Origin of the sequence: Janthinobacterium goodfellowi, assembly GCF_051380695.1 — a bacterium.
Lineage (GTDB): Bacteria > Pseudomonadota > Gammaproteobacteria > Burkholderiales > Burkholderiaceae_D > Janthinobacterium.
Genome location: NZ_JBNYXN010000008.1, coordinates 216750 through 231171 on the forward strand (window position 1 = coordinate 216750; position 14422 = coordinate 231171).

General features: G+C 63.4%; 11 protein-coding genes and 1 other RNA gene. 11 read left to right on the forward strand and 1 reads right to left on the reverse strand.

All coding sequences use genetic code 11. The features are described from left to right. Positions 1-69: 69 nt before the first annotated feature. On the reverse strand, positions 70-1773 hold the full coding sequence (locus ACQ4WQ_RS25945; RefSeq protein ID WP_436501009.1) for a thiamine pyrophosphate-binding protein: 1704 nt from the start codon (positions 1771-1773) through the stop codon (positions 70-72). Positions 1774-1973: 200 nt separating this feature from the next. On the opposite strand from ACQ4WQ_RS25945, the gene rnpB reads away from it, so the two are divergent. From rnpB to murG, 11 genes are all read left to right on the forward strand, one after another. Then, an RNA gene (gene rnpB, locus ACQ4WQ_RS25950) (RNase P RNA component class A) lies at positions 1974-2313 on the forward strand. A gap of 663 nt (positions 2314-2976) precedes the next feature. Further along, positions 2977-3405 carry a division/cell wall cluster transcriptional repressor MraZ gene (gene mraZ, locus ACQ4WQ_RS25955; protein WP_034748899.1) on the forward strand — a complete coding sequence of 143 codons (429 nt, stop codon included), beginning with the start codon at positions 2977-2979 and terminating at the stop codon, positions 3403-3405. Between the two features lie 9 nt (positions 3406-3414). After that, complete coding sequence (rsmH, locus tag ACQ4WQ_RS25960; RefSeq protein ID WP_436501011.1) at positions 3415-4392, forward strand: 16S rRNA (cytosine(1402)-N(4))-methyltransferase RsmH; 978 nt, start codon at positions 3415-3417, stop codon at positions 4390-4392. Continuing rightward, positions 4389-4658 (forward strand): cell division protein FtsL, encoded by a 270-nt coding sequence (gene ftsL / locus ACQ4WQ_RS25965; RefSeq protein WP_326458273.1) that lies wholly within the window; start codon positions 4389-4391, stop codon positions 4656-4658. Before rsmH ends, ftsL begins: the two co-directional genes overlap by 4 nt. Beyond that, on the forward strand, positions 4658-6436 hold the full coding sequence (locus ACQ4WQ_RS25970) for a peptidoglycan D,D-transpeptidase FtsI family protein (protein ID WP_152254313.1): 1779 nt from the start codon (positions 4658-4660) through the stop codon (positions 6434-6436). The genes ftsL and ACQ4WQ_RS25970 overlap by 1 nt, the downstream gene beginning before the upstream one ends. Positions 6437-6444: 8 nt before the next feature. Then, complete coding sequence (locus ACQ4WQ_RS25975; protein WP_436501013.1) at positions 6445-7953, forward strand: UDP-N-acetylmuramoyl-L-alanyl-D-glutamate--2,6-diaminopimelate ligase; 1509 nt, start codon at positions 6445-6447, stop codon at positions 7951-7953. Continuing rightward, a complete protein-coding gene (locus ACQ4WQ_RS25980; RefSeq protein ID WP_436501015.1) occupies positions 7953-9383 on the forward strand; it encodes a UDP-N-acetylmuramoyl-tripeptide--D-alanyl-D-alanine ligase in 1431 nt (476 codons plus the stop codon). The genes ACQ4WQ_RS25975 and ACQ4WQ_RS25980 overlap by 1 nt, the downstream gene beginning before the upstream one ends. A gap of 2 nt (positions 9384-9385) precedes the next feature. Next, positions 9386-10561, forward strand: a complete 1176-nt coding sequence (gene mraY / locus ACQ4WQ_RS25985) for a phospho-N-acetylmuramoyl-pentapeptide-transferase (protein ID WP_326458275.1) — start codon at positions 9386-9388, stop codon at positions 10559-10561. Then, positions 10561-12117: a UDP-N-acetylmuramoyl-L-alanine--D-glutamate ligase gene (gene murD / locus ACQ4WQ_RS25990; RefSeq protein WP_436501017.1), complete on the forward strand. Its 1557-nt coding sequence runs from the start codon at positions 10561-10563 to the stop codon at positions 12115-12117. Before mraY ends, murD begins: the two co-directional genes overlap by 1 nt. Continuing rightward, positions 12117-13328: a putative lipid II flippase FtsW gene (gene ftsW / locus ACQ4WQ_RS25995; RefSeq protein WP_326458277.1), complete on the forward strand. Its 1212-nt coding sequence runs from the start codon at positions 12117-12119 to the stop codon at positions 13326-13328. Before murD ends, ftsW begins: the two co-directional genes overlap by 1 nt. Next, complete coding sequence (gene murG / locus ACQ4WQ_RS26000) at positions 13325-14419, forward strand: undecaprenyldiphospho-muramoylpentapeptide beta-N-acetylglucosaminyltransferase (RefSeq protein WP_436501020.1); 1095 nt, start codon at positions 13325-13327, stop codon at positions 14417-14419. Before ftsW ends, murG begins: the two co-directional genes overlap by 4 nt. Positions 14420-14422 lie beyond the last annotated feature (3 nt).

Below are 14422 nucleotides of genomic sequence, written 5' to 3' on the forward strand. Positions count from 1 at the left end.
GTTGTGACTTGCACATGAAAAAGGCCCGGTATCGACCGGGCCTTTGTTATTTCTCGCTTGGCAAGAGGCTTATTGGGCCGCTTGCGCCTTTTCCGCATTCGCGCGGATGGTGGCGAGCGTCGCGTTCGGCGTGATCAGGTTGCCGTCATAGCGCAGCTCGATCAGGGCCGGCAAGTTGTGCGCCCTGGCGTGCGCCAGCGCCCGCTGCAGGGCAGGGGCGAACTCTTCCGTCGTATTCACCACTGCGCCATGCGCGCCATACGCTTGCGCCAGCGCCGCAAAATCCGGGTTGTGCAGGGTCGTGCCCGACACGCGGCCCGGGTAATCGCGTTCCTGGTGCATGCGGATGGTGCCGAACATCTGGTTATTGAAGACGATGATGACGACGCCCGCCTGGTATTGGACGGCCGTGGCCAGTTCCTGGCCATTCATCATGTATTCGCCATCGCCGGCGAAGGTGATGACGGTGCGCTCCGGATGCACGATCTTCGCCGCCACGCCCGACGGCACGCCGTAGCCCATGGCGCCATTCGTCGGCGCCAGCTGTGTGCGCATGCCGCCGTAGCGATAAAAACGGTGTGCCCACGAGGCGTAATTGCCGGCGCCGTTCGTCAGGATGGTGTCGGCCGGCACCTGCGCCATGATCTCCTGCGTCACTTGCCACAGGTCCAGCGGCGCCTGGCCATCCTGGAAGATGGGCGGCTGCTCCTGGTAGGCGGCCAGTTCGGCCTTCGCTTCGGCCAGCGTATGTTGCCACGCGGAAGCATCGACGGGGACCATGGCGGCCAGCATGGCGCAGACCTGCGGCATGCCGCTGTTGATCATCAGCTCGGCCTGGTAAACGCTGCCCAGTTCCTCGGCATCCGTATGGATGTGTACCAGGCGCTGGCGCGGCACGGGCGAGTCGAACAGGGTGTAGCCGCCCGTCGTCATTTCGCCCAGACGCGGGCCGATGGCGATGACCAGGTCGGCATTTTTCACACGCGCGGCCAGTTTCGGGTTGATGCCGATGCCGACGTCGCCGATGTAGTTCGGGTGCGCATTGTCGAGCAAGTCCTGGAAGCGGAAGGCGCAGGCGACGGGCAGGTGGTTGCTTTCCGCGAACTGCTGCAGGTCGGCGCACGCTTGCGGCGTCCAGGTGGTGCCGCCCAGCAAGACCAGCGGCTGCTTCGCCGTCGCCAGCATGCTGCGCAGCTGCTGCAGCTGGGCGTCGGATGGCGCCGCCTGCACGGCTTGGTAGGCGCGCGTATCGGCGACAGTCGCCATGGAGATCAGCATGTCTTCCGGCAAGGCCAGCACGACGGGGCCGGGGCGCCCGCTGGTGGCGACCTGGAAGGCGCGCGCCAGGTATTCGGGGATGCGCTCGGCGCGGTCGATCTGCGCCACCCACTTGGCCATCTGGCCGTACATGCGACGGTAGTCGATTTCCTGGAATGCTTCGCGGTCGACGAAATCATTGCCCACCTGGCCGATGAACAGGATCATCGGGGTGGAGTCCTGGTAAGCCGTGTGCACGCCGATCGAGGCGTTGGTGGCGCCCGGCCCGCGCGTGACGAAACAGATGCCCGGCTTGCCCGTCAGCTTGCCGTAGGCTTCGGCCATGAAGGCGGCACCGCCTTCCTGGCGGTTGATGATGAAGCGGATGCCCGAATCGTGCAGGGCGTCGAGCACGTCGAGGTAGCTTTCGCCAGGCACGCCAAAGGCGGTGTCGACACCGTGGATCTGCAGGGCATCGACCAGGATCTGGCCGCCGGTACGGGGTTGTTGCGTCATGTTCGGCTCTTTATATTCTAGTTGGGTGGCAAATAAAATGGGGCAAGCGGTGCGCATGCGCCTGCATGCAAGCAGCTTGCCCCATTCTATGTGAGCCGATTTGGCCCGGCTTTTGAAATGGCGACACCGAATTACACAATCCCCCGGCTGGCGTGGCGCGCTTTTGCAGAAACATGCTGCGGCGCGGTACAATGGCGGGTGAAGCAGGCCAGACAGTCGCTGGCCGGCGCAGCAATGCGCTGGCGGGAGGAAGGTCCGGACTCCATAGAGCGGGGTGACGGTTAACGGCCGTCCGCTGAAAGCCGCAAGGTATAAGGCGAGGAATAGGGCCACAGAGACGAGCGTATTAAGTTACGGTGAAACGCGGTAACCTCCACCTGGTGCAATTTCAAATAGGCACGCGATGATGCTGCTCGCGGAGCGTGCGGGTAGAAAGCTTGAGCGCCCGAGTAATCTGGCGCCTAGAGGAATGACTGTCATAGCGCCGACCTGCAAGGGAATGCGCCGTAACAAAATCCGGCCTATCGGCCTGCTTCACTGGAATTCCTGCTCCCTGGCTTGCCAGGGAGTATCTCGGCGGCAGCGGTTTTCCTGCTGCACGCCGCGCCAAAAGCCCCCGCAACGGGGCTTTTTTTGTTTCTAAAATTATAGCAGTAAAGATAAAGTTGTATATACAACTAAAAGTGGACAATTGGTTAAAGTTTCCGACTTCCAATTAATTGCTGCATTGCAAAAATAGTTTTCCTGCGTCAGGCCAGCCCCGGAAAACAGGGCCGGTACGCGCCATCGGCGATTATTTTTTGCTTTAAACCAAGTCTTTCGCTGCGGCTGATTGCTGTTGTGCCTGGATGACGAAAGTATTGTCATGTGTCAACTAACTGTAAAAAATTCAATTTTTTGATTTCGTTTTTTTCGATGTTTACGGTAGGAAAACACATGTGTGCAGATGAGGTAGCACATTCACTATCTTTCATAAGTATCTAATTTATCGATATATTTTTATTTGAGACTCCTTCAACGATATGCGCTAAGTCCTTAATTTCATTAATAAAATTCCTGTTTTACCAATCGGAAACCGCTTGACCACTATCTTTGCTTCCTCTAAAGTGGGCAACTGTGTGAAAAAGTGTGTTTTTGTGGGAAATTTTCCCTTTTCATCGCGATGCGCAAGCGTCGCAAGCCAAGCTCAAAAAAAGGTCTTCCGTGTTTCAAGGCGCGTCCGCAATCAATCTCGATGCCAAAGGCAGGATGTCTATCCCTGCCAAGCACCGTGACGCGCTGGCGATTCAATGCGAAGGCCGTTTGACGCTGACCAAACACCCCGATGGCTGCCTGCTGTTTTTCCCCCGTCCCGTGTGGGAAAGCCACCGCCAGCAGATCGCCGCCTGGCCCATGTCGGCGCGCGCCTGGCAGCGCATCTTCCTCGGCAACGCCGTCGACGTCGAGCTGGACTCGGCGGGCCGCGTGCTGATCTCGCCCGAATTGCGCAATGCCGTCGGGCTGGCGCGCGAAGTCATGATGATCGGCATGGGCAGCCACTTTGAAATATGGGATGCCGCCAAATTGGCCGACAAAGAACAGCAGGCGATCGATGCCGGCACCCCCGATGTACTTTCCAATTTTTCTTTCTAAGGCTCCGTAATGACACAACTCACGGTGCCGGAATTTCAGCATCGCACGGTGCTGCTCGATGAAGCGGTCGATGCGCTCGACCTGACGGGCGACCGTGCGCACGGCGTTTACGTCGATGGCACGTTTGGCCGCGGCGGCCATAGCCGCTTGATCCTGTCGCGCCTGGCATCCGACGCGCGCCTGATCGGCTTCGACAAGGACTTGCAAGCCATCGCCACGGCCGAACAGATCGGCGACCCTCGCTTTGAAATCGTCCATGACAGCTTTGCCACCATGACGGCCAGCCTGGCCGAACGCGGCGTACGGCAGGTGGACGGCATTTTGCTCGACCTGGGCATCTCGTCGCCGCAGGTCGACGACGCGGCGCGCGGTTTCAGCTTCCGCAACGACGGACCGCTGGACATGCGCATGGATACCACGCGCGGCATTTCCGCGGCCGAGTGGCTGGCGGTGGAAACCGAGCAGAATTTAGAGAAAGTGATACGCGATTATGGGGAAGAACGGTTTGCTTTTCAGATTGCAAAGGCGATTGTTGCTGGCCGGGCAGTCCAGCCAATTTCAAGCACACGACAGCTTGCCGGCATCGTGGCAGGCGCCGTCAAGACCCGCGAGAAGGGTAAGGACCCCGCTACCCGCACCTTTCAGGCAATCCGCATTTTCATTAACAAAGAGCTCGAGGATCTCGAGATCGGTCTGAACCAGGCGTATGCCTGCCTGGCGCCCGGCGCGCGCATGGCCGTGATCAGTTTTCATTCGCTGGAAGACCGCATGGTCAAGCGCTTCTTCGCCTCGAAGGCGAACGTGGAGCAGCCTGACCGCCGCCTGCCGATCCGCGCGGTGGACTTGCCGCAGCCGGAAATGAAGCTGATTTCGAAGATGAAGCCGTCCGACGCCGAGATCGAGGGCAATCCCCGTTCGCGCTCGGCCGTGATGCGCGTGGCGCAGCGCCTGCCGCTGGCCGCCCCTGCAAACGGCGGCGCCCGATGACTGGCAAGCTGTGTGTCCTGCTGTCGGCCCTGCTGGTGTGCTGCGGCCTGTCGCTGGTGAACGCGCAGTACCAGTCGCGCCACCTGCTGATCGACCTGGAACGCGCGCAAGCGCTGTCGCGCCAGCTCGACATCGACTGGGCGCAACTGCAGCTGGACCAGTCCACTTTGGGCAAGCATGAACGCATCGAATCGATCGCGCGGCGCGACCTGAGCATGACGCCGCTGACGGCGGCGCGTACGCAATACCTGACGGAGGGCGAATAATGAAGTTGGGCGGTAATAGCAACGGCCGGGTGGCGGCATCGAAAGGCGTGCCATTCTCGAAGAACCCCGTACTGGCGGTGCGTCTGCCCGTCTGGCGTTCGCGCGTCGTGCTGTTCCTGCTGTTCTTCGCTTTCGCCGGCCTGGGCGCGCGCGCCCTGTGGCTGCAAGGCGTGTCGACGCAGTTCCTGCAAAAGCAGGGCAAGGCGCGCTATGAGCGCACGCTGGAATTGCCGGCCACGCGCGGCAAGATCACCGACCGCAACGGCCAGGTGCTCGCTTCGTCCGTCCCCGTGAAAGCCATCTGGGCCATTCCCGACGACGTGCTGCAGGCGTCGCCCGAGAAAATCAACGCGCTGGCCGGCCTGCTGGAAATGAACGTCAACGAATTGCGCAAGAAGCTCGATTCGGACCGCAGCTTCGTTTACCTGAAGCGACAGGTCGAGATGGATGTGGCTGACAAGATTTCCAAGCTGGGCATCGACGGCATCGATGAGCGCAAGGAATACAAGCGTTTCTATCCGCAGGGCGAAGTGATGACCCACGTGGTGGGCTTTACCAACGTGGAAGACGTGGGCCAGGAAAGCATGGAACTGGCGCAGCAGAAAACCCTCGTCGGCACCACCGGCAGCCGCCGCGTGATCAAGGACCGCTTGGGCCACATCGTCGAAGACATCGGCTTCATCCACGAACCGCATGACGGCAAGGACCTGACCCTGTCCGTCGACAGCAAGATCCAGTACATCGCCTTCACGCAGCTGAAGGAAGCGGTGGAAAAATTCAACGCCAAGGCCGGCGGCGCCGTGGTGCTCGACGTGCACACGGGCGAAGTGCTGGCCCTGGCCAATTACCCCAGCTACGACCCGAACGACCGCCGCAAGCTCACGGGCCAGCAGCTGCGCAACCGCGTCATGACCGATACCTTCGAACCTGGTTCGACCCTGAAGCCGATCACGGTATCGCTGGCGCTCGACACGGGCCGGGTCAAGCCGACCACCTTGATCGACACGGGCCCGGGCCGCTACACGATCGCCGACCGCACGATTACCGACACCAAGCCGCACGGCGTGATCAACGTCTCCGAAATCATCGAGATGTCGTCGAACATCGGCACCTCGAAGATCGCGCTGGGCATGCCGTCGCAGGAAATGTGGGAAATGTTTACCAAGGTCGGCTTCGGCCAGCAGCCGAAATGGGGCTTCCCCGGCGCTGTGGCCGGCCGCGTGCGTCCATATAAATCGTGGCGCCCGGTGGAACAGGCGACCATGAGCTACGGTAACGGCATTTCCGTGTCGCTGATCCAGCTGGCGCGTTCCTACATGATGTTCGCGCGCGACGGCGACACGATTCCCCTGTCGTTCCAGAAGGTCAATGAACTGCCCGTGGGCCAGCAAGTGATCAAGCCGAAGACGGCCGCCGAAATGCGCGCCATGCTCGAACTGGTGGTCTCCGGCGCGCACGGCTCGGCCAAGCGCGCCCAGGTTGCTGGCTACCGCGTGGGCGGCAAGACGGGTACCGCCTATAAGGTGGAAAACGGCCGCTATGCGATGCCGCGCAAGTACATCGGCTCTTTCGTGGGCATGGTGCCGATGTCGGCGCCGCGCTTCATCATCGCCGTGATGATCGATGAACCGACCGGCCCCGCCCACTATGGCGGCCAGGTCGCCGCTCCCGCTTTCGCGGCGATTGCGACCAACGCGCTGCGCGCGATGAACGTACCGCCCGATTCCTCCGTTACCGAAATCGTGGTCCCGGCCAATGCCGGCCCGGAGGCCATGTGAAGTCACTCATGACCATACAAGACATCAGTTTGTGGATCAAAACGGCTGCCCCGTCCGGGCAGCTGACGTCCGATTCGCGCCGCGTGCAGCGCGGCGACGTGTTTTTCGCCTATGCGGGCGCCACCGATTTCATCGCCGCCGCCATCGCGCAGGGCGCCGCCGCCATCGTGCATGACGCCGTGGAATGGAACGCCGCTTGGAGCGTGCCGCACCTGCTGGTCAGCGACCTGAAACGCCTGGCCGGCCCTGTGGCGCATGCTTTCTACGACATGCCCGACAGCGCCATGTTCAGCGCCGGCGTGACGGGCACGAACGGCAAGACTTCGTGCGCGCTGTGGCTGGCGCAGGCCCTGGCGCGCCTGGGCGAAACCTCGTCCGTCATCGGGACGTTGGGCGTGGGCCTGTGCAAGCCGCGCGGCGCCATCGAATTCGACGTCACCGGCTACACCACGCCCGACGCCGTGCTGCTGGCACGCAAGCTGGCCGCCATGCGCGACGCTGGCGCCAAGGCCGTCGCCATCGAAGTGTCGTCGATCGGCCTGGACCAGGACCGCGCGGCCGGCATGCATTTTGACGTCGCCATGTTTACCAATCTGACGCGCGACCACCTCGACTACCATGGCGACATGGCGGCCTACGAGGCGGCCAAGGTCAAGCTGTTCGACTGGCCCGGCCTGAAAACGGCCGTCATCAACCTGGACGACCCCATGGGTTTGCGCCTGGCGGCGCACGTGGATGGCAAGCTGGCCGGCGAATATCCCGTCATCGGCTACACCCTGCAGGATGCGGCCGCCTTGCCCGACCTGCCGGGCGTGCTGATGCTGCGCGCCAGCCAGTTCCGCAGCCGCAATGCCGGCACCGACTTCCACCTCGAATGCGCGCTGGGCGTGGCGCTGGTCAAGACGCAGCTGGTGGGCCACTTCAATATCAGCAACGCGCTGGCCGTGCTGGGCGCCTTGCTGGCGCACGGCACCGGCCTGCGCGCCGCCATCGACGGCATCGAATCCTTGCAGCCAGCCCCGGGCCGCATGCAGCAGGTGGGCGGCCAGGAAGCACCGATGGTCGTCATCGATTACGCGCATACGCCGGACGCGCTGGAAAAGACCCTGGCCGCCTTGCGCCAGGTGGCGCAGGAGCGGGGCGGCCAGCTGTGGTGCGTGTTCGGCTGCGGCGGCGACCGCGATCCGGGCAAGCGTCCGCAGATGGGCGCCATCGCGCAACTGGCCGATCACGTGCTCGTCACCAGCGACAATCCGCGCAGCGAAGACCCGCACGCCATCATCGCGCAGATCGTCGCCGGCATGCGCGCAGACGGCCCGCAGCCGCAGGCCATCGAAGACCGCGCCGCCGCCATCCTGTCGGCCATCAAGCACGCGGCCAAGCCGGACGTGATCCTGTTGGCGGGCAAGGGCCATGAGCCGTACCAGGAAATCAAGGGCAAGAAACTGCCGTTCTCCGACGCCGACCATGCGCAGCTGGCCCTGTCCGCGCGCCTGACCATGATGAGGACGAACTGATGCGCGGCCCCCTGACAGAACTGATGCCGTCGCTGGACGGCGCGCAGCTGAAGGGCGACGCCGTTTTTGACGGTGTCTCCACCGACAGCCGCAGCGCCCAGGCCGGTTCGCTCTTCGTCGCCCTGCGCGGCGAGAGTTTCGACGCCCACGACTTCCTCGAGCAGGTGGCCGCCCGCGGCGTCGCCGCCGTGGTGGTCGAGCGCCTGCCCGCAGGCTGGGACAGCGGCAAGGTAGCGGCCATCGTGGTGCCCGATACCCTGGTCGCGCTGGGCCGCATCGCCAATTTCTGGCGTAGCCGTTTCAATGTGCCCGTCATCGGCGTCACCGGCAGCAACGGCAAGACCACCGTCAAGGAGATGATTGCATCCATCCTGGCGGCGGCTTTCGGCGAAGAGGCGCGCCTGGCCACGCGCGGCAACCTGAATAACGAGATCGGCGTGCCATTGACCCTGTTCCGCCTGAATGAAGAACACAAGGCGGCCGTCATCGAGATGGGCATGAACCATCCGGGAGAAATTGCGCGTCTGGCCGCGATCACCGCGCCGACCCTGGCGATGGTCAACAACGCGCAGCGCGAGCACCAGGAATTCATGCATACGGTCGAAGCGGTGGCGCGCGAAAACGGCGCCGCGCTGGCGGCATTGGCCGACGACGGCGTGGCCGTCTTCCCGCATGGCGATGAGTTCACGCCCCTGTGGCGCGAACTGGCCGGCGCGCGCGCCGTCATCACCTTTGGTTTGTCGAAGGAGGCGGATGTCAGCTGCACGCACCGCGCGGCCGAGGACTTTGGCAGCGACCTGTTCGTCAGCGTGCGCGCAACTGATGGCAGCTTGCGCCAGTTCTTCGTCGGCTTGCAGGCGGCGGGCGAACACAATGTGCGCAATGCGCTGGCGGCCGTGGCATGCGCGATCGGCGCCGGCATCGCGCCAGAACATATCAAGCAGGGCCTGGAGGCGTTTTCTCCCGTGAACGGCCGTCTGCAGAAAAAACGTGCCGCCAACGGCGCCACCATCATCGACGACAGCTACAACGCCAATCCGGATTCGGTGAAGGCGGCCATCGACGTGCTGGCGCAGGCAGCAAAGCCGCGCATCCTGGTGCTGGGCGAGATGGCCGAAGTTGGTACGCAAGGGCAGCAGTTCCACGAAGAGATCGGCGCCTACGCCGCCGCCAAAGGCATCGAACACGTGCTGGCGACGGGCGGCCTGGCGCGCCATCTGGTGAATGCGGCGCAGGCAGCCGCCAGCCAGGAATCAGGCACGGTCGTGGAGTATTTCGAACAGTTCGACGGCTTGCTGGCAGCGCTCGATGCGCATTTGTCCGGCCGTTCGGATGCAACAGTATTAATCAAGGGCTCCCGTTCCATGAAAATGGAGCGGGCCGTGCAGCATTTGATTGGTTCAAACAACAATAACAAGGAAGCTCACTAATCATGCTGCTCTGGCTCGCTCATTATTTCCAGGACGACATTGGCCCATTGCGGGTCTTTAACTTCATCACATTCCGCGCCGTCTTCGCCACCCTGACGGCGATCTTGATCGGCCTGTGCGCCGGTCCTGCCGTGATCCGCATGCTCACGCGCATGAAGGTCGGCCAGGCCGTGCGTACGGACGGCCCGCAAACGCATCTGAAAAAACACGGCACGCCCACCATGGGCGGTGTGCTGATCCTCATCGCCATCGGCATCTCCACCTTGCTGTGGGCCGACCTGTCGAACCGCTTCATCTGGCCGGTGCTGATCGTCACCCTGGGCTTTGGCGCCGTCGGCTGGGCCGACGATTACCGCAAGGTGGTGCACCAGGACCCGGAAGGTATGCGCTCGCGCGAAAAATACTTCTGGCAGTCGCTGATCGGCATCGTCGCCGCGTTTTACCTGGCGTTCTCCGTCTCCGTGTCGGAACCTGACGCGGGCCACGTGTGGAACCTGATCTACGCCTGGGTGCAGTCCGGCTTCGCCATGGACCTGCCGCCGAAGGCCGATTTGATCGTCCCGTTCTTCAAGACCATCAGCTATCCGCTGGGCGTGTGGGGCTTCATCGCGCTGACCTATTGCGTCATCGTCGGCACCAGCAACGCCGTCAACTTCACGGACGGTCTCGATGGCCTGGCCATCATGCCGACCGTGATGGTGGGTACGGCCCTGGGTCTGTTCGCCTACCTGACGGGTAACGCCACGTATGCGCGCTACCTGTTCATCCCGCACATTCCGGGCGCCGGCGAACTGGTGATCTTCTGCGGCGCGCTGGCCGGCTCCGGCCTGGCCTTCCTCTGGTATAACACGCACCCCGCCAAAGTGTTCATGGGCGACGTGGGCGCACTGGCACTGGGCGGCGCACTGGGTACCATCGCCGTCATCGTGCGCCAGGAAATCGTCCTGTTCATCATGGGCGGCATCTTCGTCGTCGAAACGCTGTCCGTGATCATCCAGGTCGTCTGGTTCAAGTACACCAAGAAGCGCTTTGGCGCTGGCCGCCGCATCTTCCTGATGGCGCCATTGCATCACCATTTTGAACAAAAAGGCTGGAAGGAGACGCAGGTAGTCGTGCGTTTCTGGATCATCACCATGATGCTGGTGCTGCTCGGCCTGACCACCTTGAAGCTGCGCTGATGATGTACGACGCTAAAACCGCACTGGTACTGGGCCTCGGCGAATCGGGGCTGGCGATGGCCCTGTGGCTGGCCCGCAGCGGTGCTTGCGTGCGCGTGGCCGATACGCGCGAGGCGCCCGAGCGCCTGGCCGCGTTGCAGGCCGCCGTGCCGCAGGCGCAATTCATCGCCGGCGCCTTCACGGCCGACCTGCTCGATGGCGTCGACTTCGTTGCCGTCAGCCCCGGCCTGGCGCCGGGCCGCGAACTGGCTGGAATCGCCCCGGCCGCGCAGGAAAAAAATATCCCCGTATGGGGCGAGATCGAACTGTTCGCGCAGGCACTGGCCGCGCTCAAGGCGGAACGCGGCTATGCGCCGAAAGTCATCGCCATCACGGGCACGAATGGCAAGACGACCGTCACCAGCCTGGTGGGCCTGCTATGCGAGCGCGCCGGATTGATCACGCGCGTGGCCGGCAATATCAGCCCGGCGGCGCTGGACGTGCTGCGCGAAGTGCTCGATGCCGAGCCCGCGCCGCAGCCGGTGGAGGCGGGCGCTGAAGCGGCGGAACCCGTCGCCAGCACCTTGCCGCAAGCGTGGATACTCGAGTTGTCCAGCTTCCAGCTGCACACGACGTTCAGCCTGCAGGCCGATGCGGCCACGGTCCTGAATCTGTCGCAGGATCACCTGGACTGGCATGGCGACATGGCCGCGTATGCCAAGGACAAGGCGCGCATCTTCGGCGACCAGACCGTGCGTATCCTGAACCGCGACGATGCGGCCGTGATGCGCATGGCCGATCCGCTGGCCGAGACGATCACCTTCGGCACGGGCGAGCCGGCGGAAGTGGACAGCTTTGGCCTGGTCAATGAACGCGGCATCTTCTGGCTGGCGCAAGCCGTGCCCAGCGAAGAAGTGATCGAGAAAAAACGCAAAAAGAACGATCCGGCGCCGGAGCCGGTGCCGACGATGGCCAAGAAACTGATGCCGGCCGACGCGCTGAAAATCCGCGGCCAGCATAACGCCTCGAATGCGCTGGCGGCGCTGGCCCTGTGCCGTGCCATCGGCTTGCCATTCGCGCCGCTGCTGCACGGCTTGCGCGAATACCAGGGCGAGCCGCACCGCGTGGAGCTGATCACGGCCGTGGCCGAGGTCGAATATTACGACGACAGCAAGGGCACCAACGTGGGCGCGACAGTGGCCGCGTTGTCCGGCCTGGGCAAGGCGTTTGGCGGCGCGGAACAGCGCCTGGTGCTGATCGCCGGCGGCGACGGCAAGGGGCAGGATTTCTCGCCGCTGGCCGAACCGGTCTCGCGCTACGTGCGCGCCGTGGTGCTGATCGGCCGCGACGCGCCAGCCTTGCGCGCGGCGCTCGAGCCGGCCGGCGTGGACATCATCGATTGCGCCACCTTGCCGGAAGCCGTCAAGCGCGCCAGCAGCCTGGCGCTGGCCGGCGATGCCGTGCTGCTGTCGCCCGCATGCGCCAGCCTGGACATGTTCAAGAACTATGCGCACCGCGCGCAGGTGTTTGTCGACGCCGTGCGCGACATCGCCCTGGAAAACGGACAGGATATCTGATGGCCTTCCAACTGCCTTTCCGCTTTGGTTCCGGCTCGGCTGCCAAGCCGCTGGACAGCCGCGCGCGGCAGTCGAAGATGATGGACTATGACAAGCCGCTGGTATGGGTCGTCCTGTTGCTCATGCTGCTGGGCATGGTGATGGTGTATTCGGCGTCGATTTCGCTGTCGGACGCGCGCAAGTTCGCCGCCTATACGAACAATTATTTCGTCGTGCGCCAGGCGCTGTTCATCGGCGTGTCGATCATCGTCGGCGCGATGGTGTTCCGCATCCCTGTCGCCACCTGGCAAAAGATCGCGCCGTGGCTCTTCATCGGCACTCTGGTGCTGCTGGTGATGGTGCTGATACCGGGCCTGGGCGTGTCGGTCAACGGCGGTCGCCGCTGGCTGAATTTGCCGGGCCTGCGGCCGCAGCCGTCCGAGCTGATGAAGGTGGTGATGGTGCTGTACGCGGCCGACTACACGGTGCGCAAGCAGGAATACATGCACAAGCTGACCAAGGGCTTCATGCCGATGGCGCTGGCTGTGAGCTTCGTCGGCTTGCTGCTGCTGATGGAGCCCGACCTGGGCGCCTTCGGCGTGATCGTCTGCATCGCCATGGGCATCCTGTTCCTGGGTGGCGTCAACGCCATCTGGTTCGGCGGCATCGGCGCCATGCTGACGGCGATCTTCGTCACCATTATCGCCCTGTCGAAATTCCGCCGCGAGCGGTTTTTTGCGTATCTCGATCCGTGGCAGGAAGACAATGCGCTGAACAAGGCTTACCAGCTGACGCACTCCTTGATCGCCTTCGGGCGCGGCGAGCTGTTTGGCGTGGGCCTGGGCGGCAGCGTGGAAAAACTGCATTACCTGCCCGAAGCGCATACGGACTTTTTGCTGGCCGTGATCGGCGAGGAACTGGGCCTGGTGGGCGTGCTGGTCGTGATCGGCATGTTCTACTGGATTATCAAGCGCGCCTTCGACATCGGCCGCCAGGCGATCGCCATCGACCAGACCTTTGCCGGCCTGACGGCAAAGGGCATCGCCATCTGGATCGGCGTGCAGACCTTCATCAACATGGGCGTGAACCTGGGCCTGCTGCCGACCAAGGGACTGACCTTGCCCTTGATGAGTTATGGCGGCACGGGCGTACTGATTAACTGTATCGGCCTGGCGATTTTGCTGCGCATCGATTACGAAAACCGGATCCTGATGCGCGGAGGCCGGCTATGAACAACGTGACGAATTTGAAAACGACGAAAAGACTGATGATCATGGCGGCCGGCACCGGCGGCCATATCTTCCCGGGCCTGGCGATTGCGCAGACGATGCGCGCCCGCGGCTGGGAAGTGAGCTGGCTGGGCACGACCCATGGCATGGAGCAGGAACTGGTGCCGAAAAGCGGCATTCCCATGGATGCCATCGCGTTCTCGGGCATGCGCGGCAAGGGCCTGGCGCACACGGTCAAAGGCGGCTTCAGGATGCTGGCCAGCTTCTTTGCCATCCGCCGTTTCATCGCCAGCCGCAAGCCGGACGTGGTAATGGGCATGGGCGGCTACGTCACCGTGCCTGGCGGCCTGATGGCGCGCCTGAAGGGCGTGCCGCTGGTGCTGGTCAATGCCGATGCGGCGCTGCTGTTGTCGAACAAGACGCTGGTGCCGCTGGCGCAGCAGGTGTGCTTCGGTTTCCCTGCCGATTTCGGCAGCGCCGCCGGCAAGGCCGTCGTCACGGGCAATCCCGTGCGCGCCGAGATCCTCGCCATGGCGCCGCCGGCCGCGCGTTTCGCGGGCCGCAGCGGCCCGCTGCGCATCCTGGTGGTGGGCGGCAGCCTGGGCGCGAAGGCGCTGAACGACAGCCTGCCTGCGGCGCTGGCGCTGATGCCGGAAGGCGAACGCCCGCTGGTGACGCACCAGTCGGGCAAGAAGAATATCGACGCCCTGCATGCCGCGTATGCGCAGGCGGGCGTGCAAGCGAACGTGGTCGACTTCATCGATGACATGGCCAGGGCGTATACCGAAGCCGACCTGGTGATTTGCCGCGCGGGCGCGATCACCCTGTCGGAATTGACGGCGGCCGGCGTGGCCAGCGTGCTCGTGCCGCTGGTGGCGTCGACCACCAGCCACCAGCGCGACAACGCGCAATGGATGGCAAAACAAGGCGCGGCGATTCATCTGCCGCAGACGGAAATGAGTGCGGCGTCGCTGAGCACCCTGCTGGCGTCCTTGACGCGCGATACCTGCCAGCAGATGGCGCAGGCGGCACTGGCAGCAGGCAAGCGCGACGCCAATGAGGCGATCGCACACGTATTGGAAAAACTGGCATGAGGT

Coding starts and splice junctions, on each gene's coding strand:
- ACQ4WQ_RS25970 (WP_152254313.1), top strand. CDS start 4,658: ATGAAGTTGGGCGGTAATAGCAACGGCCGGGTGGCGGCATCGAAAGGC.
- ftsL (WP_326458273.1), top strand. CDS start 4,389: ATGACTGGCAAGCTGTGTGTCCTGCTGTCGGCCCTGCTGGTGTGCTGC.
- murG (WP_436501020.1), top strand. CDS start 13,325: ATGAACAACGTGACGAATTTGAAAACGACGAAAAGACTGATGATCATG.
- ftsW (WP_326458277.1), top strand. CDS start 12,117: ATGGCCTTCCAACTGCCTTTCCGCTTTGGTTCCGGCTCGGCTGCCAAG.
- ACQ4WQ_RS25980 (WP_436501015.1), top strand. CDS start 7,953: ATGCGCGGCCCCCTGACAGAACTGATGCCGTCGCTGGACGGCGCGCAG.
- ACQ4WQ_RS25945 (WP_436501009.1), bottom strand. CDS start 1,773: ATGACGCAACAACCCCGTACCGGCGGCCAGATCCTGGTCGATGCCCTG.
- ACQ4WQ_RS25975 (WP_436501013.1), top strand. CDS start 6,445: ATGACCATACAAGACATCAGTTTGTGGATCAAAACGGCTGCCCCGTCC.
- rsmH (WP_436501011.1), top strand. CDS start 3,415: ATGACACAACTCACGGTGCCGGAATTTCAGCATCGCACGGTGCTGCTC.
- murD (WP_436501017.1), top strand. CDS start 10,561: ATGATGTACGACGCTAAAACCGCACTGGTACTGGGCCTCGGCGAATCG.
- mraY (WP_326458275.1), top strand. CDS start 9,386: ATGCTGCTCTGGCTCGCTCATTATTTCCAGGACGACATTGGCCCATTG.